Below are 24651 nucleotides of genomic sequence, written 5' to 3'. Positions count from 1 at the left end.
GTTTATACCAGTTTGCTTAATTAAACGATTAAGCATTATTGCAAATTGGTATTAGGTTGTTATTACGTGTTGATATTAGTTAAGGTTTATTTATGCTAATCGACCCAACAGGGCGAGAGTTTAGTTACCTACGTTTGTCTATTACTGATGTATGTAATTTTAAGTGTGTTTATTGTTTACCAGATGGTTATCAGGGCGGTCATGACCGTGGCTTTCTCACAATTGATGAAATTAGCAATACGCTTAAAGCGTTTGCACACCATGGTATTGAAAAAGTAAGGATCACTGGCGGAGAGCCAACCCTTAGAAAAGACTTTATAGATGTTGTTCGCGCGGCAAAAGATGTTGCGGGCATAAAAAAAATTGCAATGACTACCAATGGTTTTTCTCTTCATAAGAATATTCATGACTGGGTAGATGCAGGCTTAAACGCCATTAATGTAAGCATTGATAGCTTAGATTCGCGCATGTTTAACACCATTACTGGGCATGACAAATTTACCTCAGTAATGAAAGGTATTGATACTGCGCTTGAAACGGGTATTGATTCAGTAAAAATAAACAGCGTGCTGATGAAGCAATACAACGCAAAAGAGTTTGATACATTTTTAAATTGGGTTAAACACCGCCCCGTCACCATCCGCTTTATAGAATTGATGCAAACAAACGACAACAAAGCCTTTTTTGATGCTAACCATGTTTCTGGGCAAGTTTTAAAAACTCAGCTACTACAAACGGGCTGGCAGCAAGTTGCGCGTAGTGCATCAGCAGGTCCTGCTCAAGAGTTTGCTCATCCTGATTATCAAGGCAGAATTGGTTTAATAATGCCTTACAGTAACGACTTTTGTAGTACCTGTAATCGACTAAGGGTTACAGCAAAAGGAAATCTGCACTTGTGTTTGTTTTCTGAAGAGGGTATTTCGCTAAGAGAATATATGAACGACAGTTCGAATAGTGAATTAATGGCATTGTTATCTCGTTATATTAAAACTAAGAAGCCAACTCACCTTTTACACCAGGGTAATACAGGTATTACTACTAATTTATCCATGTTAGGTGGCTAGTTGTTAAAGCCACTTAGTGATATTAAAGTATCAAACGTGTTTCTAAAATACACTACATTATCCCTAAAATGTAAATAACTGGTTGTATCTACGTGGTTTATATGAACAAAGCTTGTTAAATTGTATTTTCACGTTAAACTTACTTTTTATTTTTATTAAGTGATTAGAATGGATATAGCGGCCCTTAATAGCACTAAATCATTAAGAAAGGACGTTCTAAGAGGAATGTGCCTTTGTTTTGGTTTTTTATCGCTAGTATTTGCGAGTGTTAATTTGACCGTAAATAATTTTCCATTGCTAGGCTATATCGAAATCTGTTTTTCTATTTATTGTATATTTACTTATATTTCACTTAAACGCCGTCCACTACAGTTTTGGCAATCCTTAATAATGTGTGCACTGGTAACGTTAATTATTATTATAGGTACATCCTTAGCAACGCCTAGTAATGGTGTGTTTGTATGGTCGTTTGCATTACCTATTTTGTACTACCTGTTACTAGGTAAACAATATGGTGTAATTTTCTCTGCAAATTTATTAGTTATCCAAGTGTTTATTTTAGGGAGTAAGTCTACACTTGCCCCCTTTGAAACTTTTAACTTATCTCTTAATCTACTCTGTGCTTATTTAAGTATTTGGGCGATTTCTCATGTTTTTGAAGGGAGCCGCTCACATTTTTCAAGGCGACTTAAAAATTTAGCGTTACTTGACCCACTAACGGGTGCAGGCAATCGCCTTTCAATGAACCACTACTTTGAAGTTGAACTACAAGATAAGTCACAGTTATATTTGTTTTTACTCGATTTAGACTTTTTTAAGCAGATAAATGATGAGCATGGTCATGGTGTCGGTGACCAAGTACTTATCGAAGTGGCCACTTTACTAAGGGTTGTGCTAGGTAGAGGGTATGTATTTAGAGTAGGCGGTGAAGAGTTTGCTTTATTTAGCTCTTTTGCAAATGAAGAGACTGCACTTAATACCGCTGAACAAATAAGAGCACGTTTTGAAAATACCACATTTGACATTGACGGCCTTGCAATCAATGTTACAACTAGTATTGGTGTCGCAAAATTTAAAAGTACCAATTCATTGGAAAGCTTTGTAAATCAAGCTGATAAACAGTTATACAAAGCAAAGCAATTTGGTCGCAATAAAGTGTATTGTAAGTTTAAAAAAGAAAATGATTACCAGGCAGTCGTTGCGTAAGTCGTGCTACTTAGTACATTTGTTCAAAGTTAGGGATCCCGTTTTCCCAAATCGGTTTATCTTTTCCTAAATGCTCGCGTACAGCATCAAAAAATAATCGGGTTCTTACTGGTAAATCTCGATGCGGATATACGGCATACATCGCGCTAAACTCCATCAGTTTTACATCGGTCAATAAAGGCACTAACTTACCTTGTATTATTTCATCACCAATAATAAATGCAGGTGCGACAAAGTAAGTTGTGCCCGACAATGTTTTCATTAACAATGATTCTGCATCGTTTGCACGAAACACACTTTTTATTTTTTGCTCGCAGCGTTCACCTTTACTATCGTAGTAATCTATAGCTTCTACTCGAATAGAATTACTGGCATAGCTTGCTGCTGGTAATTGCGCTAACTCTTCCATTGTTTTTGGCATACCATAAGTTTCAATAAACTGTGGCGCAGCTAAAATTAATAACCGGTTACGCGCTATTTTACGTGCAATAAGTGACGAGTCTTTAGGCTCTCCTACACGAAAAGCCAAATCAAATCCTTCAGAGACAATATCAACTAATCTGTCGTCTAAACGCAGTTCGACTTCTACTTGCGGAAAGCGTTTTTGAAAATCATTAAGCACAGGTTGTAAATAACGACGACCAATAAGTGTTGATGAAGTGATTTTTAAAACGCCGCGCGGCTCTAAATGGTAGTTTTCGGCCATGCGCACAGTTTCGCCAAGCAGCTCTCTAAGCTCTGCTGCTTTTTTGATCATTTCGGCGCCCGCCGCTGTGAGCGAAAATGAACGTGTGGTTCGGTTGAGTAACCTAACGCCTAACTCATCTTCTAAACGACTAATTTGCTTGGATATAACAGAGCGATCTATGTTGCGTATTTCTGCAGCTTTAGCAAAAGAGCCTTGCTCAACTACTTCAAGTAACATTAAAAGTCGACTTGTTGTATCCATTATTACACCTTAACTAATCTATTGATGCCATTTTGGCATTAATGAATTTAAAAATCTATGGTTTTTACACACGGGTTTAATCCGTATTATGCGAGGCTAATCAACAATGGAGCGTCTTCATGAACAAACATCTAATTGCTGCTGCACTTACTGCGGCATCTTTAACACTTGCGGGTTGTGCTGATGAGAGCACAGCTCAATCAGCACCTGCACAGCAACTTCAACCAATTGATGTAGCACAGGTGCTTGTTAAGCCGGTACAGAGCTGGCACACATATACAACTCGTTTAGAGTCTCCACAAGAAGTTGCTTTAATGCCGCGTGTATCAGGAATCATCGATAGCATTGAATTTAAAGAAGGCGACGTGGTTAAAGAAGGCGATGTTTTATTTCAATTAGATGCTCGCCCATTTGCAGCGGTTGTTGCAAGCTTAAAAGCGCAAATTAAAAGTGCAGAAGCCGCACTTGAGCAAGCTAAAAGTGAAGACAAACGTGCGGTACGCTTATTAGACCGTAAGGCAATCTCTACAGAGCAAGCACAAGCGCGTACTTCAACACTGCGCCAACGCGAAGCACAGCTTTCTGCACTGCAAGCACAACTTACCTCAGCAGAACTTGATTTAGAGTTTACGTCAGTAGTATCACCAATTGATGGCATTATTTCTCGTGCAAATATTACTAAAGGTAATAACGTACTTGCGGGTCAAAGCGTATTAACATCGATTGTTTCAAACCAAGCTATGTACGCTTATTTTGATGTTGATGAGCGCACATGGAATAGCTCTTTTAATGATGTTACTGCTGCGAGCCACCAAACTGTTGTAATGCAAAAAGTCGGTCAAAGTGATTTTGCATACAAAGGCTACATTAACTTTATTGATAACCAAATTAATTCATCAACAGGTACATTACGTGTACGTGCGGTATTTAATGAAGACAACAACCAATTACGCGCAGGCTCGTTTGCACGTATCAAGCTTGCAGCCAATTCTATTAGCGACGCTATTATTATCCCAGAACGTGCAATTGGTACTGACTTAAAAAATCGCTTTGTACTAACCGTTGGCGAAAACAACGTACTTGAATACAAACTAATTACTATTGGTGAACGTTACGGTGCATTACGTGCGGTTACTTCAGGCCTTAACGAAGGTGATGTAATTGCTGTAAATGGTCCTGCTCGCGTAGGTCCTGGTATGCCAATCTCTCCTCAAACAGTAACAATTGATACAAGCGGTGTGGCATTTACATTGTCAAACGACAACGCACAACTTGTGGCTAAGCAATAAGGTTTATTGATGAAATTTTCGCATTTCTTTATACAGCGCCCAATATTTGCGGCTATGCTGTCGTTGGTTATTTTAATTGCTGGTGGCATATCACTATTTCAATTACCAGTAAGTGAATACCCAGAAGTAGTTCCTCCAACAGTTGTTGTTACCGCCAACTACCCAGGTGCTAACCCTACCGTTATTGCGCAAACAGTGGCAACACCGCTGGAGCAAGAAATTAACGGCACTGAAAACATGCTATATATGTTCTCGCAAGGTACTAGTGATGGCCGTATGACATTAACGGTAACTTTTGCGTTAGGTACCGATTTAGACCGTGCTCAAGTACAAGTACAAAACCGTGTAAACAGTGCACTTCCGCGTTTGCCAGAAGAAGTACAGCGTTTAGGTGTTGTGGCTGAAAAGTCATCACCCGATTTAACCATGGTAGTGCATTTATACTCACCTGAAAAAACGCACGACACAGCTTACTTATCTAACTATGCTGATTTAAATATTAAAGATGAAATTGCGCGCTTGCCAGGCGTAGGTGATATTCGCATGTTTGGTGCTGGCAAATACTCAATGCGAGTATGGCTAAACCCAGATGCTCTTGCTGCACGCGAATTAACAGCAACAGATGTAGTAACAGCACTTCGCTCGCAAAACCAGCAAGTTGCTGCAGGTAGCTTAGGTGCGCAACCAATTTCAAACGACAGTCAATTTCAAATACTGTTAAACGTTAAAGGTCGTTTAAACAGTATTGAAGAGTTTGAACAAGTTATTATTAAAGTAGGCGACGAAGGTCAGTTAACGCGTTTATCTGATATAGCCCGTGTTGATCTAGGTCAAGACACTTACGCACTGCGTGCAGAGCTTGACAACCAACCAGCTCTTGCAATGCCAATATTCCAACGTCCAGGTTCAAACGCTATTGAGCTTTCTGATCAAGTACGCGAAACAATGGCGCGCTTATCAAAAGATTTCCCTACTGGTGTTGAATACGACATTGTGTACGACCCTACGGTATTTGTTCGCGGCTCAATTGACGCGGTAATTGCCACTTTGCTTGAAGCAATTGTACTGGTAGTTATTGTTGTTATTGTATTTTTACAAACGTGGCGTGCATCAATTATTCCGCTAATTGCTGTGCCTATTTCACTTATTGGTACATTTGCCGTAATGCAGTGGTTAGGTGTCTCAATTAATACCTTGTCGCTGTTTGGTTTAGTTTTGGCCATAGGTATTGTTGTAGATGATGCGATTGTAGTTGTTGAAAACGTAGAGCGTAATATCGAAAAAGGCTTATCGCCACTTGAAGCAACCCGCGTTGCAATGAGCGAAGTAACAGGCCCTATTATTGCCATTGCGCTAGTACTAAGTGCTGTATTTATTCCTACTGCGTTTATTACCGGTTTATCAGGTCAATTTTATAAGCAATTTGCACTTACAATTACAATTTCGACGATTATCTCAGCGTTTAACTCATTAACGTTATCGCCTGCGCTTGCTGCATTGTTATTAAAATCACACGATGCAAAACCAGATGCGTTCACGCGTTTACTTAATAAATTGTTTGGACGTTGGTTGTTTAAACCATTTAACCGCGTATTTAATCGTGGTGCTAAAGGGTACGAAAAACTGGTACAAAAACTAATCCGTATGACCGTTGTTGTAATGGTGGCTTACATTGCACTTGTTGGCGGCACAATTAAGTTATTTGATACCGTACCAGGTGGCTTTATTCCACAGCAAGACAAACAGTATTTAGTGGCTATTGCGCAGTTACCTGACGCATCAAGCCTTGATCGTACTGAAGACGTACTTGCTCAAATGCAGCAAATTGCATTAGAAGTCCCAGGCGTTGCACATACTGTTGCTTTTCCTGGCTTATCAGTGAACGGTTTTACAAACAGCCCTAACAGCGGCATTGTATTTACACCACTTGAGAGCTTTGATAAACGTACCGATCCGAGCCAATCAGCGATGGCGATAGCGGCGCAGTTGAATAAACGTTTTGCTGCAATTGATGAGGCATTTGTAGCGGTATTTCCACCGCCGCCAATTCAAGGTTTGGGCACTACAGGTGGTTTTAAACTGCAAATAGAAGACAGAGCTAATAAAGGATTTGAGGCACTATTTAATAGCCTGCAAGCCGTTATTGGTAAAGCGCAACAAGACCCAGCATTAATGGGCCTGTACTCAAGTTTCCGTATCCAAGTTCCACAAATGGATATTGATATTGACCGCGAACAAGCGCTTATTCAAGGTATTCCACTTGATGAAGTATTTAATGCACTGCAAATTTACTTAGGCTCTGTGTACGTAAATGACTTTAATATGTTTGGTCGTACGTACCAAGTAAATGCACAGGCTGATGCTGACTACCGCTTAGACCCTGATCAAATACTTAATTTAAAAGTACGAAACCGCTCAGGTAATATGGTGCCACTAGGCTCTGTATTAACAGTAACACCAACAATTGGTCCTGACCGTGTTATGCATTACAACGGTTACCCAAGTGCAGAACTAAATGGTAGCCCAGCGCCAGGTTATAGCTCTGATCAAGCACAAGTTGCTATTGAAAAAGTACTCGCAGACACACTACCAACAGGTATTGAATATGAGTGGACTGAAGTAACGTACCAACAAGTACTTGCCGGTAACACCATGGTTTATGTATTCCCGTTAGTTGTATTACTTGTATTTATGGTACTTGCAGCGCAGTACGAGAGCTTACGTTTACCACTGGCAATTATATTAATTGTACCAATGACTATTTTCTCAGCCTTGTTAGGTGTGTGGTTTGTCGGCTCTGACAACAACATATTCACCCAAATAGCGTTAATAGTACTGGTCGCGTTGGCTTCTAAAAATGCAATATTGATGGTTGAGTTTGCAAAAGATAGACACGACTCAGGCTTATCGCACTTAGAGGCAATACTTGAGGCATGTCGTATGCGCTTGCGCCCAATATTAATGACGTCAATTGCATTTACAGCAGGTGTTGTACCGTTAGTACTTGCCACCGGTGCGGGCGCCGAAATGCGACACGCAATGGGTAACGCAGTATTCTCAGGCATGATAGGTGTAACCGTGTTTGGCCTATTGTTTACGCCGGTATTTTATATGTTAGTGACTAACAAAAAAGAGAAAGCGCAGGAGAATACTCATGACTAAATTAATGCAAAAAAGGCTTAAAACAAGTCTAACTGTCAGTGCGGTATTAGTCGCTGCGTTTTTAGCCGGGTGCGCGAGTAAAATAGACACCATGGGCGAGCAAAAAGCCGTTAACGAATTTGTTGCTAAAGCTAATATTGCGAGTAACGTTAGCGTTGCTGATGAAACAAACTGGTGGAAAAAGCTTAATTCTCATCAACTAAATGAGCTTGTTACTGGTGCGCTTGCAAATAACTATAATTTGCAAACAAGCCAGTTAACACTTAAAAGTGTATTAGCGCGATTAGGAGAGCAAAAAGCCCAGTACCTTCCGCAAGGTGGCGTAAATGTTGGCGTAGCTCGAAGTGATGCACCAAGCGTTTATGACCGTCAATCAAGTGCAAACATTGCACTTGATTGGCAGCTAGATTTATTTGGTCGCATTACGGCGTTGGTTGATGCTGCAAATGCATCGGCCATGAGCCAAGCAGAGCAAGTACGCTTACTGCAAATTGAAGTAGTATCGTCAGTTGTTAAAGGCTTTGTAAGTTATCAAGGTAATGTTGAAAAACAACACATTGTTACACTTCAAATTGAAGCGCTTGAGCAAAGTATTGACGTTCTTCAAGCCCGTGTTGACGAAGGCGTCGCAAACGAGCTTGATTTAAACCGTACTATGGCGCAGCTTAGGCAGCAACAAGCACTAATGCCTGCCATTGAGTATGCAAAATACAGCGATTTATCTGCTCTTGCAGTACTAAGCGGTAAGTTAGCGCAAAATATTGCTATTGAAAACGAGCAAGGCGTGCTTGAACGTGACTTTAGCGTAGCATTAAAAAACGCTAATAATGCCATTGCCTTACGTCCTGATATTAGCCGTGCACTGTTTGACTTTAGCCAAGCAAATAGTTTAAGTGTTGCAGCTAGCAAAGCGTTATTACCAGATATTAGCTTATCTGCATTTGCAGGGGTTGTGAGTATAGACAGCACAGGCTTAAAAAATACTGATCAGCAGTGGCAAGTAGCGCCGCAGTTACAATGGTCGTTATTAAGTTACCCAGCATTATTAGCACAGCGCGACGCGCAGCAGTTTTTAAGTGAAGCCGCATACAGCGATTATCAACAAGTGGTATTAACTGCACTAAGTGAAAGTGAACTTTCACTGCAATTGTTGGTCAATCAGGCACAGCAAAAACGCTTTGCAGATGAGCGCTATGACTTTGCTAATAAAGCATTTTTACAAGCCCAAGCAATGTATGAAGAAGGCCAAATTCCTTACCTTGAGTTGTTAGATGCGCGTCAGGATGTTTTAATAGCACAAGAAAATGCTGTTGAAACAACAATTTCTTCACTGCTTGCCAAAGTAAATGCTTACCAGTCATTTAATGGCCAATGGAGTTATGCGTTAAACGACACTAATAAGTAGAGTTATATTGATGCCAAATACTGAAAATTTACATGAATACATTATCCCGCAAACGATGCGCGCTATTGTACTGCCAGAACCAAATGAAGCAATTGACTTAGCAGATGCTGAGCTGCCTGTTCCAGACTGTGCAGATAACGAGCTGCTTGTAAAAGTAGAGTACGTTGGTTTAAATCCAGTTGATGGTCAATTTGCTAAAACAGGCTTTTGTAAATGGCAGTATCCACACATTTTAGGCTTAGATGCTGTAGGTGTTGTGGTTAAAGCTAATAAAGGTGTGTTTCCAAATGTTGGCCAGCGGGTTATGTGGCATGCCAACATTGGTGAGCAAGGTGCTTTGAGCGAATACACCAAAGTACCTAACTTTGCAGTGTCGGTTGTGCCAAGCGGTTTAAATCCGGCCATAGCAGCAACACTTCCATGCGCCGGTATGGCAGCACTTATCAGCTTAGATAAAATAGGCATTAGTGAAGGCGATACTATTTTTATTGAAGGCGGAGCCGGAGCGGTAGGGCAGTTTGCTATTCAATATGCAAAACAGCGTGGTGCAGATGTATTTACCACCGCATCAAAGCGTAACCATAAATTGGTTAAGCAGCTAGGCGCTGATGTGGTTTTTGACTATAGCGATAAAAAGCTATGCGAAAAAATCCGCAGAGAACTTGGCCCGCAAGGCTTTGATGCGGTTATTGATACGATAGGTGGAGAGTGTACTCAGCGTAATATTGAGTTAATGCGTTTTTGCGGACGTATTGCCTGCTTAAATCCGCTACCTTATTTTGATCAAGACTTAATGTATCACCGAGCGCCAAATATTAGCGTTGTATCGATTGGTGGTGCATGGCTTGCTAATAGTTTATGTGCACAACAACGCTTGAGCTTTATGGGCAACCTGTTACTTGAAGGAGCTGTTAGTGGGGACATTAAACACCCAGAAATAACGCCCGTAGATTTTAGTGCTGAGTCAGTATCGCAAGCGCTTAATAAACAACTTGCTGGTGGTTTTACCGGCAAGCAAATTGTTAAAGTTGCTAACTGAAGCGCTTATACAATTTGATTTAAATTTAGGTAGTTTTAGCTAGATTAACTGATAATGTAGCCTCTATAAATTGAATAAAAACGTAGCCTATTTGTGCTGCGTTTTTTTATGCCCATCAAAAAATAGATACAGCGCTAGCGCTTTTGCTGTTTTATTCATCATTTTAGTCAAAATACTTTTTTTCAGCGTACAACTGTAAGCCTTTGTGTTTCAACAGTTTACGTTCAGGTAAAGAAAATAAATTGAAAAAACTGTTAATTAATTGAATAGAGTAATTGATCTAAACGATTTTTTATGACGTAATGTAGGTATTATTTAGCTGGTCGGATGAGTTCAATCATGAGTTTACGTACAAAACTAAAAAAAGTATTACCAAGTATTTCTATCACAGAACAAGAAGCGCTAGACGCGGGTGATGTATGGCTTGAAGGTTCTATCTACCAAGGTAAACCTGATTTCAGTGCACTTCGCGACGTACCTGCTGCTACATTAAGCGCAGACGAGCAAGCATTCTTAGACGGTCCAGTAAAAGAGTTATTGGGCATGATTGACGATTCAGTGATTCAAAACGGCATTCATTTACCAAATGACATCTTAGAATTTTTGAAAAAAGAGCGTTTTTTCTCGCTTATCATTCCTAAGTCGTTTGGTGGTTTAGAGTTTAGCCCTTATGCAAACTCTACCATTGTTGGCACAATTGCGACTAAAAGCTCAGCAGTTGCGGTAACCGTAATGGTTCCTAACTCGTTAGGTCCAGGTGAGTTATTACTTCACTTTGGTACGCAAGAACAACAAGCACATTACTTACCACGCCTAGCAAATGGTACAGACATTCCATGTTTTGCATTAACAAGCCCAGAAGCTGGTTCTGATGCAGGTGGTATTCCTGATGTTGGTAAAGTAACTAAAGGTATGTACAACGGCGAAGAAGTCCTTGGTTTAGAAATTACCTGGGACAAGCGCTACATTACACTTGCACCTATTGCTACCGTACTTGGTTTAGCATTTAAAGTAGTTGACCCTGATGGTCTACTAGGTGGTAAAGAAAACCTAGGCATTACCTGTGCACTTATTCCTAAAGAGCACCCAGGTGTAGAGCTTGGTAATCGTCACGACCCAATGGGTATTCGTTTTTACAACGGTACTACACGTGGTAACAAAGTATTTGTACCAATGGATTTTGTTATTGGTGGACAGAAAAACATCGGCCGTGGTTGGCAAATGCTGGTTAGCTGTTTAGGTGCTGGCCGTGGTATTTCATTACCTGCGCTAGGTGTTAGTACAGCACAAGTTGCATTTAAATCAGCATCTGAATACGCAGCAGTGCGTGAACAGTTTGGTTTAGCCATTGGTCAGTTTGAAGGTATTCAAGAAAAACTAGCCGACATTGCAGGTAAAACATACCTACAAGAAGCAATGCGCGTGCTTACAACTGAAGGCTTAGGCATGGGCTTAAAACCATCAGTTGTTACAGCAATCGCTAAATATCATATGACAGAGCTTGGTCGCGACGTGCTTGATTCAGCAATGGATATTCAAGCGGGTAAAGCGATTCAAAACGGTCCACAAAATACATTAGCAAGTGGTTATGTTGCACAGCCGATTGCCATTACGGTAGAAGGCGCGAACATTCTTACACGTAACCTAATGATCTTTGGTCAAGGTGTTATGCGTTGTCACCCATATTTACAATCTATGGTTGAGTCAATTCACAGTGAAGACAAAGGCGCAGATAAAGAATTTAACGGCATTTTACGTAAAACAATTGGCTACAGCACAGCAAACAGCTTACGTGCTTTCCGCCTTGGTGTTTTACCATTTACAGCAAGTGCTAATTCTGAATTACCAGAAGTACGTGACTACGAAAAAGCAGTACATAAATTATCTGCAAAACTTGCAGTGTACGCAGACTTTTCGTTACTTGTACTTGGCGGTAAGTTAAAACAAGCAGAAATGCTATCGGCACGTTTAGGTGATGTAATGAGCTTCTTATATGCAGCTATGGCATCAATTAAATACTACGAGCAAAAAGTATCAAGTAGTGACCGTGAGCAAGCAGCGCCGTATTTCCATTACGCGACTCGTTTTGCACTACAAAGTGCTGAAGAAGCATTGCATAAGTTTTTAGATAACTTCCCTGCAAGTGGTACACGTAAGTTTATTCGTTTCATTACAATGAACTACTCAACTAAAATGCCAAAAATTAGCGACGATTTAATCCGCGAACTAGCTAAGCAAGCTCAGCTAGATACCGCATTTAAAGCGCAAATCACGCATTTAGTTAAACCTGTAGTGGGCGATGGCCATCATATTAATGAGCAAGCTTACAAAGCTAAAATGGCATCACTTGGCGAGCTGGCTAAAGTTAAAAAAGCATTACGTGCTAAAGTAATTAAGCCAGGTGCACGTTTTAACATCACGCTTGATAATGCACTAGCGGCAAACGTAATTACGCAAGCTGAGCACGTTCAGTTAATTGATTACAACATCAAACGTGAAAAAGCGATTCGTGTAGATGAGTTCGATTTTGATATGAACATACTAGACGATAACGCACAGCCAATTAACCCGCTTAAAAGCGTAGTTAATCAGTAAGTTAAAGTAATTAAATTCAATGATGCAAAGCGCCCGCAGTATCGGCGCTTTTATTTTTGAAAAGTATTAGTGTGGAGCCCCGCTTGTGTAAAAACAAGCGGGGCTTTTTTATGTGTTATTTAAAGTAGAAATAGATGACGGTATTGGTTTGAAAGTGAATATGTATCTGTAGAGGATTAAAAAGAGACGCTTATAATCTTGAAAAAGGGCTAACAACCCCGTTAGCACCTTGCTGTAGTACATGGGTATAAATTTGAGTAGTTTTAACATCAGAATGGCCAAGCTGAGCTTGAACAGTTCTTATATCGGCGCCATTTTGCAGTAGATGAGTAGCAAAAGAGTGTCTCAATGTATGAGGTGTTATTATTTTTGTTAACCCTGATTTTTGGACGGCTTTTTTAATCTCTTTTCTAATACAAGAGTGATGAAAATGATGTCGCCTTATTTCACCACTTTGAGGATCTGAACTTAATATATGAGAAGGAAATAAATATTGCCACGCAAGCGATTTTGCGGCACTTGGATATTTTTTTGTTAAAGCATATGGCATCCATACGCCAGAATATTCCGTATTATTTAAATCCAGTTTTAAATAGTCATCAACGTTCAAAATTTGATTTCTCAGCATAGGAATTAGCTCTGTGGCCAGCGTAACAATGCGGTGTTTATTACCTTTTCCATTCCATACTTGAATGCATTTATAATCAAAATCAATATCTTTTACTCTTAATTGCACCGCTTCCATTACTCTTAAGCCACTTCCATACATAAGGGCTGCAATTAAATAATAGCGCTTATTTAAATGAGCCATCAACATTTTAACTTCCTCTGGGGTCATCACTACAGGGAGCTTTGCTTGTTTTTTACTACGGGCAAAATTTAAATTTAATGAGAGTTCTTTTTTTATTATGTGCTTGTATAAAAATGACAATGAATTGAGTGCGGTGGCTTGCGTACGTGGTGCAACGTTTTGCTTTAACACTAAATGTTCTAAGTAGCGTTCGACTTCATTGTCCCCCATTGAGGCGGGATGGCGTTTATTATGAAAATGGATATAAGATGCAATCCATCTTAGGTAGGTATCTACGGTGCGTAATGAATACTGACGTACCAACATATAATCGGCTATATAATTTAAAAATGGGGAACGTGTTTTCATACTATTACCAATAATGGCGCTGTTTTTATATACAGTATAGTTGTGATGCACACATATTCAAGAAAATGAGCTGCGAGCGCATTTTGTCTTTTATTGAGAGTTTGAGTGCTAATAAAAAATTATATATGGCAATGTATTAAGTTATTTGGTAAAAAAGATTTATAAAATACATGAGCGTATCGTTGGCAGAAATATGCGCGATGAGCGCACTATTAAATTGTTATGTGTCAGTGTAAGTTGAGGCTACATGGAAGTTAAAGAAAACCTAAAACCATACACGCTAAGTAAGTTTCTTCTAGACACCCTCGGTATTTTGTTGGGATTTGCTCTTTGCTACTGGATGGGGTCTCGTTTCGAAAACTTCGAGAAATGGTTTGAAGGACGACGCTCCGATGGCTACGGGTTTTTACTTGGTGTTGCGCTTATAGCTTTATGCTTTTGGAGTATGGCTAGAAGTTTAATAGCATTAATAAGAGCAAGGTTTTCTCAACAGCATGACACATAACAAAAAAATTAAGTTCGCCCGCTGCGCGGGCTGGGACGCATACATGCGGGGCGGCTTCGCCATTATGCCCCACATGCCTGCGCCCCTTATTTAAAAGTTAGGTGCTTTGGAGATAAATGGAATTTTCTATAGATTCATCGATATCGAACAACTCGCTCAGATTCTCTAAGCCTGAGCCAGAGTACGTTACTGTTCATTTATCTGGTATTGTTTCAGCATCGGCGCGAGTGTGCACCTATACCGATGAAACCGGTATTTCTAATTGGTTAAATAAGCTCGCTTCATTTTCCAAACCTTGGAAATCGCCAATCGAATGGCAGTCCCTAGAAAATCAGTTTAGTGTTTCAGCTACTTGTTCATCTTTGGGTGAGGTTCGCCTCTCTTTTCAGCTCAGCGACATGCATGGACACCCAGAGGAATGGCAGGTAACTTCAAGTATCATTACTGATTTAGGTCAGTTACCAGTTTTGGCAAAGCAAGCGGAGCATTTTTTCAATCATGCACGCACCTAACAAAAAAATTAAGTCACTCACTGCGTTCGCTGGGACGCAAACATGCGGGGCGGCTTCGCCATTATGCCCCACATGCCTGCGCCCCTTATTTAAAAGTTAGCTTGAAGGGAGGCGTATGTTTTCAAATATGAAACTTAGTCATTTAGTATTGCTACTAAGTTCGACTTTCACAGCAGGGAGTTTCGCTAACGTATGCTCAAGTGATGAGCTTATTCAAATCAATAATTATATTTATGACGTTAAGAACCTATCAAAAAGTTATCACTCTGCTGATCGAATAGATGAATATCATGATTACTTAACTGCAATGGAAAGGTATAAGAAATCAATTCCAGAGTGGAATGATAAACAAGCCTTAATTAACGCGTTCAGTTCTTCCTTAATTCTGTATCCTGCTTTTTACCAAGTTTCTTCTGTTACACACGTTAAAATGCAACGCACAGAAAACCAAACCTCTTTGACTTTAAAAATCAATCGCAATGAAGCTAAGGGAGTTGATTCGTTAAGTGTGTCTTTTAACCCAACAAATAATAAGATAATTGGTGCACTATTTTATTCTGATGAAAAGTTTGAGAGCGGAGATATATGCAAAAAAGAAATGGGACTAGAGTATATTCAAGCTAACAAGCAAATGCAGCCGACGCCAAACAACGGCTCGACTGATTAGCGCGTTATGTAACCAAGGAAGAATCGTGAAATTCTGGAGAAACTCGTCCACAGAACGTTATCCAATGTGGAAAGCATTCTTAATGTACATCTGGGTAATACCTGGAGTTCCGATAGGAACCTTTTTAGGTGTTTATTTCTTGGAGGCTCGTAATAGGAGTGATGATGAATTATTACTTAGCTTGCTTAACTATCGTTTAGATTTTACTTTGATTATTTTATTTGGTGTTGGTTTTATCCTTTGGGTTTGGTCTATTAGAGCCTTAAGTAAGCCTGTTTTTCAAATTCATCAAAATAGGTTGTACTTTTACGGTTATGGCTTTTTTAAAGATGACATTGCACTTGATTCACTTCAAGAAATACGCTCCTATAATCTTGGTCCGCTGGGTCACCTAATAGACTTTAAATCTAAAGTCGGTATTACCTTTAGATCTTTTGCTTTTCTATCAAACATTAATAAAAGTAAATTAGAAAAGTTTTTTGAGGAAAGTGGTATAAAGGTTACATAACAAACCATTCAAGCAGGACATTGCTCCTCACCCGTTTTAGTGGACACCTCCTCATCACTTTGAAGAGGCTAAAATGCCTAAATATACTCAACCTAGGAAGACATGGTTTTATCCAGTTAATTTTAAAATCAAAGTGTTGTGGCATAGTGATTTTGGCCACTATTTACATACAAACTTGTATAAAACCAAGTGGAGCTTTCTTATGCCTTAGTTTTATTAAAAACGTCCACTAATGTTAAACTACAAAAAACTTAATTACTTAATATAGCTATGGCATTTTACATTCCTTTATTACAACCTCACTTTAAGCACATTGAAATTGGCGATACGCTTACATCACTTTGGAGTGGATGTGGCAGTATTGTGCAGTGCCAGCTTGATGATAAAGCCTGCGTTATTAAAGCGATTAAAATACCCAGTTATATAAACCATCCTAAAATTAAACAAAGCGAATTTGCGCTTAAAAGAAAGCAGCACTCATATAGTGTTGAATACACATTTTATAAGCTTTATAGCCAGCATTTACCAGTACATGCGCAAAGTATTGAATGTATAGGTGTAATTAATAAAGATGATGAATATGCGCTGGTGTTTAAGGATTTCACCAAACATGGGTTTACTCAAGCAGGGCCACAACATGTCAAAGCTATATTAAGGTGGCTTGCACACTTTCATGCGTTTAACTTAAGTAAACCCGCTGAAGGGTTATGGCAGCAAGGCAACTACTGGCATTTAAGCACGCGCCCAGATGAGTTTAATAAACTAAAAGATAACCTTGATAAAAAGTCCGATATTAAAAATGCTGCACATAAAATAGATGAGCAGCTACAAAGTTGTACGTATAAAACGCTGATTCATGGCGATGCAAAACTTGCTAACTTTGCAGCAAATGAGCGCGATGAAATACTCGGTTATGATTTTCAGTATATAGGTGCAGGTTCTGGGATAATTGATGTAATGTATTTTATGACCAGTTGCTTGAGTGATGCACAATTACACGAGTGCGCTGATGAGTACCTTGTGTATTATTTTGACAATTTAAAGGCTGCTATTACAGCTTATCACCCTTGGGCACCAGCAAGTAAAATAGCTGACAATTGGCTCGCTTTATGGCCTGCTGCATGGGCTGACTTTTATCGATTTTTAGCTGGCTGGAGCCCCGAGCACCAAAAAATAAATAGTTATATGCAACAGCAAGTAAATAGCTGGTTAGCGAGTAACATTTAATAAACACAACGCGTTGATTGCTTGCATAAATATCAGGCAAAACAATGCATTTTGGCACGATGTATGAAAATCTCTTTAAAACTACAGGTCAAATGACCTTTTTTAATATAAAATACTGCAAATTCTTGTATCAGTAGGTTTATATCATGGCAATTCACGTTATTTCTCACCCTCTTGTTCAACATAAACTAGGCCTAATGCGAGCGCATGGTATTAGTACTAAAAGCTTTCGTGAATTATGTTCTGAAGTTGGAACCTTATTAACTTACGAAGCAACTAAAAACCTACAGTTAGAAGATAACGAAATTACAGGCTGGGATGGCAATAAATTAAAAGTAGAGCATATTAAAGGTAAAAAAATTACCGTAGTGCCTATTTTACGCGCAGGTCTTGGCATGATGGACGGTGTTATGCAGTTATTACCAGCCGCTAAAGTAAGTGTGGTTGGTCTTGAACGTAACGAAGAAACACTAGAACCAGTACCATATTTTGAAAAGCTAGTAGGTAATATTGATGAACGCCTAAGCTTAGTTATTGACCCTATGCTTGCAACGGGTGGCTCAATGATTGCCACAATCGATATGCTTAAAAAAGCAGGCTGTAAAGAAATCAAAGTAATTGTATTAGTAGCTGCACCAGAAGGTGTGGAAAAAACACTTACAGCACATCCCGACGTAGAAATATTTACAGCCTCTGTAGATAGCCACTTAAACGAAAAGGGCTATATTATCCCTGGTTTAGGCGATGCGGGCGACAAAATATTCGGTACTGTTTAGGAGTCTTTAAGTGCAAAATAATGACACCTTTTCAATAAAAACTATTTTAACGGGCGCGCAAATGCTGTTTGTAGCATTTGGTGCGCTGGTATTAGTGCCACTTTTAACGGGCTTGGATCCTAATGTTGCGCTTTTTACCGCTGGCATTGGTACTTTGCTGTTTCAGGTAGTGACTAAAGGCCAAGTGCCTATATTTTTAGCTTCATCATTTGCTTTTATTGCACCCATTATTGCCGCTGTGCAAATGTGGGGCGTGCCAGCCACTATGGGCGGCTTAATGGTAGCGGGCTTTGCTTATATGCTTTTAAGTTTATTAGTAAAATTTAAGGGCGTTGCAACGCTTCATAAAATTTTACCGCCTGTGGTTGTAGGCCCTGTAATTATGGTTATTGGTTTAGCGCTTGCACCTGTTGCTGTAAATATGGCGATGGGTAAAAGTGGCGACGGAAGTATTCAAATTATTGATTACAACAGTGCTATTTATATTTCGTTGTTCTCGTTAGTGGTTACGCTTATTTTTGCAGTGTGGGGAAAAGGCGTATTTAAGCTTATACCTATTCTGGCAGGGGTTGTTGCGGGTTATTGTTTATCGCTTGGTATGGGCGTTGTGCAATTTGATGCAGTAACTAACGCACAGTGGTTTGCTGTACCAAACTTCACATGGCCTGAGTTTAAATGGCAGGCTATTTTGTTTATGGTGCCTGTAGCAATAGCACCTGCAATTGAGCATATTGGCGACATGATGGCTATTAGCCAAGTAACCAATAAAGACTTTTTGAAAAAACCTGGGCTTCACCGTACTTTGTTTGGTGATGGCCTTGCGACGTCTGCAGCATCATTATTTGGCGGCCCGCCTAACACTACTTACTCAGAGGTAACGGGAGCAGTTATGCTTACCAAAAACTTCAATCCTAAAGTAATGATGTGGACAGCCATTATCGCCATTATTTTAGCCTTTGTTGCTAAAATGGGATCTGGCTTACAGACTATACCTGTACCTGTAATGGGTGGCATTATGATTCTACTTTTTGGCTCTATTGCTGTAGTGGGTTTAAATACATTAGTTAAGTCGGGCGATGATTTAACAGCACCACGTAACTTAAGTATTGTTGCACTTATTTTGGTGTGCGGTATTGGCGGTATGCATATAGGTGGTAGCCAATTTAGTTTAGAGGGCGTAAGTTTATGCGCTATTTTAGGCATTGTGCTCAACCTTGTATTACCTAAGGCGCAGCCTCAAGAGAGTTAATAGTGCACGTAAGTTAAAAATATTGCACCAAAATAGCGCATTTTCAATGCGCTATTTTTTTAACCTATTAATAAATATACAAAAATAATAATGGTCTAGTATCTGCATTTAATTTCCAGAACGCATCGTATGCAAAGGAGTTACTATGTCAGAGGCCAATATTGTGGATATAACCCCGTTTTTAGCAAAACACCAACTGCCTTTAAAGTATCAATATTTGAGTGAGCAATATTTTGTTCCACTTGCGCATGACATCCTCGAATCTAAAAAAACAAATACTCCTATTTTTGTTGCCATAAATGGATGCCAGGGCTCAGGAAAAACAACACTCGCAGATTTTTTAGTTACGTGGTTTTCTAAAAACACACCACTTAACAGTGTTGCATTGTCAATTGATGACTTTTATTTAGCAAAAGAAGCACGTACTGAGCTTGCCAAAGACGTACATCCTCTTTTTACTACTCGCGGAGTACCGGGTACTCACGACGTAGCGTTAATGAATAGCACAATAACTAATTTACTGGCAGGAGAGGTAAACGTACCGCTTCCCCGTTTTAATAAACACGAAGACGACTGCGTGCCAATAAGTGATTGGCTAACAAATGAAAAGCCAGTTGATATTGTTATTTTAGAAGGGTGGTGCGTGGGCAGTGAGCCACAACCGCTGTTTTCATTGAGTGAGCCGCTTAACGAGTTAGAGCAACAGTTTGATAAAGAAGGCGTTTGGCGCCGCTGTGTAAATAGCTGTTTGGCAAATGAATATAAAGCCGTTTTTAACCTAATTGATTATACAGTTATGCTAAAAGCACCGAGTTTTAGTGATGTTTTTACATGGCGACAAGAGCAAGAACAAAAGCTAATAGCCAAAAAAGGTGAAGGCTCAGGCACCATGACTAACGAGCAATTGGTGTATTTTATTTCTCATTTTGAGCGCATTACGCGTGAGAACTTAAACACACTGAGCGCTAAAGCAAATGCTTTAATTGAACTTGATAGCAACCGAGATATTAGCGGTATGCACCTAACAAGTGATGACACCCTTCAACCTATTATTTTTACAGATTTGGACGGTACATTACTCGATCACGCCGATTACAATACAAATAATATTAGTGAGTTATTACAGCAGCTGCAAAATGCGCATATTCCTGTGGTGTTTAATACCAGCAAAACTTTTTGCGAAGTTATAGAGCTTAAAAACGATTTAAATATTCAACAACCTTTTATTGTCGAAAACGGTGCAGCAGTATTTATTCCAGAAGACTATTTTGAATTAAAGCCAATTGGTTGTAAAAAAGTAGGCGCTTATTGGTGCTACGCAATGGCAAAGCCGTTATCGAGTTTATTAAATGATTTAAATACTTTAAAGGCGGATTATAAAGCGCATTACAAATTGTTTAGTGACTTATCGAGTGAGCAAATTTCAGAGCTTACCGGGCTAAACGATGCACAAGCAAGACGCGCACAAACTCGCGATTATTCAGACCCTCTTTATTGGTATGGCAATGACGAATTACTCACAGCCTTTGTAAACGATGTTGAAGCACTCGGCTACGATATAAAAATTGGCGGACGCTTCATTCATATTGCCAAAAATACCGATAAAAGCGCTGCACAGCAGTGGTTAGTTAAACAGTTTACCCATCATTTCAGAAAGCCTCTCACGGTTATAGCACTGGGTGATAGCGATAACGATAAGCAAATGTTAGAGCACGCAAATATCGCCATTATTATTGCCAATCCGGCGAGTAAAAAGCCGGTTAAATTGTCGCACAACAAAGCACGATATTCTCAATCACCAGCACCGCTGGGCTGGATTGAAGAAATAACGTCGTTGCCGTGTATTAGCAGTATTTTAAGTATTTCTGAGGAGCAAACATCTCATGGCTGATTTTTACCAAAATGGCATTATTACAACACTACATAATATTGCCGACAGACCAATAGAAGACCTAGAAAAAGAGCTACTTACTTTTAGTAAGCAGCGCCCTATGGGGTTAATACTTCCTTCGCTATTTAGTGAACTTGAAGGCCCTGCGCTGCAAAATATAGTTAGTGAATTACGCGAAGTACCATATTTATCACAAATTACGATAGGCTTAGATAGAGCCGACGAAGCACAGTACCGTCATGCACTAGGCTTTTTTAAAGAGCTAAACCAAAACCATAAAGTATTATGGAACGACGGCCCACGCTTACAAGCACTAGATAAAGAATTACAAGAGCTAGGTGTTGCACCACGTGAGCTGGGTAAAGGGCGTAATGTGTGGTATTGCATGGGTTATAAATTAGCAACAGCAGAAGTAGAGTCTATCGCGCTGCATGATTGCGATATTTTAACCTACGACAGAAGCCTACTTGCTCGCTTAATTTACCCCGTTGCGCATCCGCGTTTTAACTATGAATTTTGTAAAGGGTTTTACCCGCGTACTGCTAATGGCAAAATTAATGGCCGTGTATCGCGCTTATTAGTAACGCCATTGCTTCGCTCATTTAAAACAATTTTAGGCAATACCGACTACCTTGAATATATGGACTCTTTTAGATACCCACTTGCAGGTGAGTTTTCGTTTAGACGCGATGTATTAAACGATATTCGTATCCCAAGTGATTGGGGCCTTGAAATAGGTGTACTGAGTGAAATGTATCGTAACTATTCGCATAACCGCTTGTGCCAAGTAGATATTGCCGATAATTATGACCATAAGCACCAAGAACTTTCACTTGATGATCAAAGTGCAGGTTTGTCTAAAATGTCGATTGATATTACTAAGGCATTGTTTAGAAAGCTGGCGACTCAAGGTGTTACTTTTACCAGCGAAACAATTCGTTCATTAAAAGCGACTTATTACCGTATCGGTTTAGATTTTATAGAAACGTATCATAACGACGCGCTAATGAACGGGTTAACGCTTGATGTACACCAAGAAGAAAAAGCAGTAGAAATGTTTGCACAAAATATTATGGAAGCAGGGCAACACTTTTTAGAAAACCCAATGGAAGCGCCATTTGTGCCAAGTTGGAACCGTGTTGTATCAGCAATGCCAGACGTACTTGAGCGCTTAAAAGAAGCCGTAGAGCTAGATAACAAAGAATATAGTTAACCTGCGTGCAGGTTAACTAGCCTATAAGTCTAAACAATAAATATTAGGGGCGCATGTGAGCACAGTTAGCGAATTATTTTTACAACGAGTAGAGCAACATCTTCATATTATTTATGAGGGTGTTGAGCTGCCTTTATCGGTTACTGAGCTTGCTCAGCAACTCATTAAAATTATATTAGGTAGCAATGCACTGCGCGACCCGACACCCCATACAAACCGGTGGGATGAACAAGATATAGTATTGATTGCTTATGGCGACTCTATTATTAAACACGATGATAGTGAATTTGCCGTATCGAGCCCAATGGAGGCACCGCTTAAAACACTACACAGGTTTATAAAAGAGCAATGTGATATGCAGTTAAATGCGCTGCACATATTGCCATTTTACCCGTACAGCTCAGACGAAGGCTTTGCCGTAATGAACTACGTGCAAGTGAATGAGTCCTTGGGTGATTGGGGAGATATTCAAAATATCGCTAAAGATGTAAAGCTAATGGCGGATTTGGTTATTAACCATTGCTCAAGCAGAAGTGTATGGTTTGAGAACTTTTTAAATGATTTACACCCGGGTAAAGATTATTTCAAAACGGCGAGCTTAACGGATGATTTAAGCCAAGTTGTACGCCCGCGAACCTCATCGTTATTAAATACTGTAACAACGCCAAGCGGTGAAAAGCACGTATGGTGTACGTTTAGTCACGATCAGGTTGATTTTGACTTTGGCAATCCTGATGTACTTAAAGAGTTTGTGGGAATAATTAGGCATTATTTAGACAATGGCGTGCGTTTGTTTAGGCTTGATGCGGTTGCATTTTTGTGGAAACAGCTTAATACAAGTTGTATTAACTTGCCGCAAACACATGAAGCCGTAAGGCTAATGCGAACACTTATTGAGCACGCAGAGCCGAGCGTAGTTATAATTACCGAAACCAATATTCCAAATCAAGAAAACCTGTCTTATTTTGGTAATGCCAACGAAGCGCACAGTATTTATAACTTTGCACTGCCGCCTTTATTGCTTCATACATTACTTAGTGGCGATAGCACTGCAATTAAGCATTGGATGATGAGCATGCCGCCTGCGCAAAATGGTACGGCATACTTTAATTTTATAGCCTCGCACGATGGAATAGGGCTCAGACCAATTGAAGGTTTATTACAACCCAGTGAAGTGGCGTCACTTGTAAGTACCACTATGCAATTTGGTGGTCGTGTATCTATGCGAACCAGTAACGATGGAACGCATACACCGTACGAGCTAAATATTGCTTTATTTGATGCTCTCCAAGGGACGCACAATGGCCCAGATAAGTTTGGCCTGGAGCGGTTTATGTGTGCTCACGCAATTATGTTTGCGCTTGAAGGTATCCCAGGGCTTTATATTCATAGTTTGTTGGGTACAACTAACGATTACGAACGCTTTGAAAACTCTCAGCATAACCGTGCTATTAACCGCCATCGTTGGCAAGAGTCAAAGCTACTGGCGGCAATTGGTGAAAAGTACAGTCATCATCATAAAGTGTTTAACGGCATAAAAAGTTTATTGGCAGTACGCAAAAAGCAAAGTGCCTTCCACCCAAATGCTACACAGTTTACGCTGCATTTAGCAGGGGGATTATTTGGTTTTTGGCGACAAAGTATAGACAGACGCCAAAGCATATTTTGTGTTTATAACATTAGCGATAAACCACAAACACTCACATTGGCCGACTTAAACTTAATTAACACCCAAAAGTGGTTTGATTTGGTGGCAGATAAAACGATTGAAGAAAGCCAATTAACAATAGAGCTAGAACCATACCAAAGCGTGTGGCTGAGTAATATTAAATAAAATGTATTAAAAAAGGCTCGCACTGCGAGCCTTTGTTTTAACTAGGGCGTGTTGATCTTTGTGGATTGAAATTTGTTCAATCTAGGGGCGATCAAATCGCGACGCGAGGTTTGTAACCTAGTGGGCTCGATAACTGCTCCTGCGTTATTCTACTGGCTTACATCCATGTAAGAATAAGTAAAAACCGAGCAAAGCTTCCGCGTCCTGCTCACGCCCCTTACCTACATCCATGTAGGTAACAAAGAGTTAATCGCCCCTAGAAAGAACCCTTCGGGTTGAGGGATCCCCACTTTATCCAGCGGCCTCTTTTTCGTAATTCAAAATAAAGTTTTTTAAACTTTTTTCTATATAGCTTTGTGTAATACGTCTCTTACATAGCTTTATGACTTGCTTGGCTAAGG

The 24651-nt window shown here is 39.8% G+C and carries 18 protein-coding genes; 16 read left to right on the top strand and 2 right to left on the bottom strand.

Annotation, left to right across the window (positions count from 1 at the left end; translation table 11 throughout):
* Positions 1-92 precede the first annotated feature (92 nt).
* Positions 93-1064, top strand: coding sequence for a GTP 3',8-cyclase MoaA (gene moaA / locus H5118_RS00090; RefSeq protein WP_007582018.1), 972 nt, complete (start codon positions 93-95; stop codon positions 1062-1064).
* Positions 1065-1232: 168 nt separating this feature from the next.
* Positions 1233-2270, top strand: coding sequence for a GGDEF domain-containing protein (locus tag H5118_RS00085; RefSeq protein WP_182747285.1), 1038 nt, complete (start codon positions 1233-1235; stop codon positions 2268-2270).
* Between the two features lie 10 nt (positions 2271-2280).
* On the opposite strand, the gene H5118_RS00080 is transcribed toward H5118_RS00085, so the two are convergent.
* On the bottom strand, positions 2281-3219 hold the full coding sequence (locus H5118_RS00080) for a LysR family transcriptional regulator (RefSeq protein ID WP_076925596.1): 939 nt from the start codon (positions 3217-3219) through the stop codon (positions 2281-2283).
* Between the two features lie 119 nt (positions 3220-3338).
* Between H5118_RS00080 and H5118_RS00075 the strand changes: the two genes are divergently transcribed.
* The 5 genes from H5118_RS00075 to H5118_RS00055 all read left to right on the top strand — a co-directional run bounded on the left by H5118_RS00075 (position 3339) and on the right by H5118_RS00055 (position 12709).
* The gene (locus H5118_RS00075; protein WP_024595653.1) at positions 3339-4508 is read left to right on the top strand and encodes an efflux RND transporter periplasmic adaptor subunit; all 1170 of its coding nucleotides are present in this window, start codon (positions 3339-3341) and stop codon (positions 4506-4508) included.
* A gap of 9 nt (positions 4509-4517) precedes the next feature.
* Complete coding sequence (locus H5118_RS00070) at positions 4518-7670, top strand: efflux RND transporter permease subunit (protein WP_002958688.1); 3153 nt, start codon at positions 4518-4520, stop codon at positions 7668-7670.
* On the top strand, positions 7663-9075 hold the full coding sequence (locus H5118_RS00065; RefSeq protein WP_182747284.1) for a TolC family protein: 1413 nt from the start codon (positions 7663-7665) through the stop codon (positions 9073-9075). Before H5118_RS00070 ends, H5118_RS00065 begins: the two co-directional genes overlap by 8 nt.
* A gap of 10 nt (positions 9076-9085) precedes the next feature.
* Positions 9086-10114: a zinc-binding dehydrogenase gene (locus H5118_RS00060; protein ID WP_182747283.1), complete on the top strand. Its 1029-nt coding sequence runs from the start codon at positions 9086-9088 to the stop codon at positions 10112-10114.
* 339 nt (positions 10115-10453) lie between these two features.
* Positions 10454-12709 (top strand): acyl-CoA dehydrogenase, encoded by a 2256-nt coding sequence (locus H5118_RS00055; protein WP_149603631.1) that lies wholly within the window; start codon positions 10454-10456, stop codon positions 12707-12709.
* 190 nt (positions 12710-12899) lie between these two features.
* On the opposite strand, the gene H5118_RS00050 is transcribed toward H5118_RS00055, so the two are convergent.
* Complete coding sequence (locus tag H5118_RS00050) at positions 12900-13868, bottom strand: integron integrase (protein ID WP_182733278.1); 969 nt, start codon at positions 13866-13868, stop codon at positions 12900-12902.
* 621 nt (positions 13869-14489) lie between these two features.
* Between H5118_RS00050 and H5118_RS00045 the strand changes: the two genes are divergently transcribed.
* The 9 genes from H5118_RS00045 to H5118_RS00005 all read left to right on the top strand — a co-directional run bounded on the left by H5118_RS00045 (position 14490) and on the right by H5118_RS00005 (position 24250).
* Complete coding sequence (locus H5118_RS00045) at positions 14490-14885, top strand: DUF6228 family protein (protein ID WP_182747282.1); 396 nt, start codon at positions 14490-14492, stop codon at positions 14883-14885.
* 115 nt (positions 14886-15000) lie between these two features.
* Positions 15001-15552, top strand: coding sequence for a hypothetical protein (locus H5118_RS00040; protein ID WP_182693008.1), 552 nt, complete (start codon positions 15001-15003; stop codon positions 15550-15552).
* 25 nt (positions 15553-15577) lie between these two features.
* Positions 15578-16060 (top strand): hypothetical protein, encoded by a 483-nt coding sequence (locus H5118_RS00035; RefSeq protein WP_182747281.1) that lies wholly within the window; start codon positions 15578-15580, stop codon positions 16058-16060.
* A gap of 270 nt (positions 16061-16330) precedes the next feature.
* Positions 16331-17287: a phosphotransferase gene (locus tag H5118_RS00030; protein ID WP_182716892.1), complete on the top strand. Its 957-nt coding sequence runs from the start codon at positions 16331-16333 to the stop codon at positions 17285-17287.
* 146 nt (positions 17288-17433) lie between these two features.
* Positions 17434-18063: a uracil phosphoribosyltransferase gene (gene upp, locus H5118_RS00025; RefSeq protein ID WP_002958676.1), complete on the top strand. Its 630-nt coding sequence runs from the start codon at positions 17434-17436 to the stop codon at positions 18061-18063.
* A 10-nt stretch (positions 18064-18073) separates the two neighbouring features.
* On the top strand, positions 18074-19312 hold the full coding sequence (locus tag H5118_RS00020) for a uracil-xanthine permease family protein (protein WP_149593033.1): 1239 nt from the start codon (positions 18074-18076) through the stop codon (positions 19310-19312).
* Between the two features lie 145 nt (positions 19313-19457).
* Entirely contained in the window at positions 19458-21203 is a 1746-nt protein-coding gene (locus tag H5118_RS00015; protein ID WP_182747279.1) for an HAD-IIB family hydrolase, read from the top strand.
* Complete coding sequence (locus tag H5118_RS00010; RefSeq protein ID WP_165744733.1) at positions 21196-22416, top strand: glycosyl transferase; 1221 nt, start codon at positions 21196-21198, stop codon at positions 22414-22416. The genes H5118_RS00015 and H5118_RS00010 overlap by 8 nt, the downstream gene beginning before the upstream one ends.
* Before the next feature lie 55 nt (positions 22417-22471).
* Positions 22472-24250: a sugar phosphorylase gene (locus tag H5118_RS00005; protein WP_182747277.1), complete on the top strand. Its 1779-nt coding sequence runs from the start codon at positions 22472-22474 to the stop codon at positions 24248-24250.
* Positions 24251-24651 lie beyond the last annotated feature (401 nt).

Source organism: Pseudoalteromonas sp. SR41-1 (assembly GCF_014164015.1).
GTDB lineage: Bacteria > Pseudomonadota > Gammaproteobacteria > Enterobacterales > Alteromonadaceae > Pseudoalteromonas > Pseudoalteromonas distincta.
Note: the sequence above shows the minus strand (reverse complement) of the source record. Positions and strands in the feature narration are given on the sequence as shown.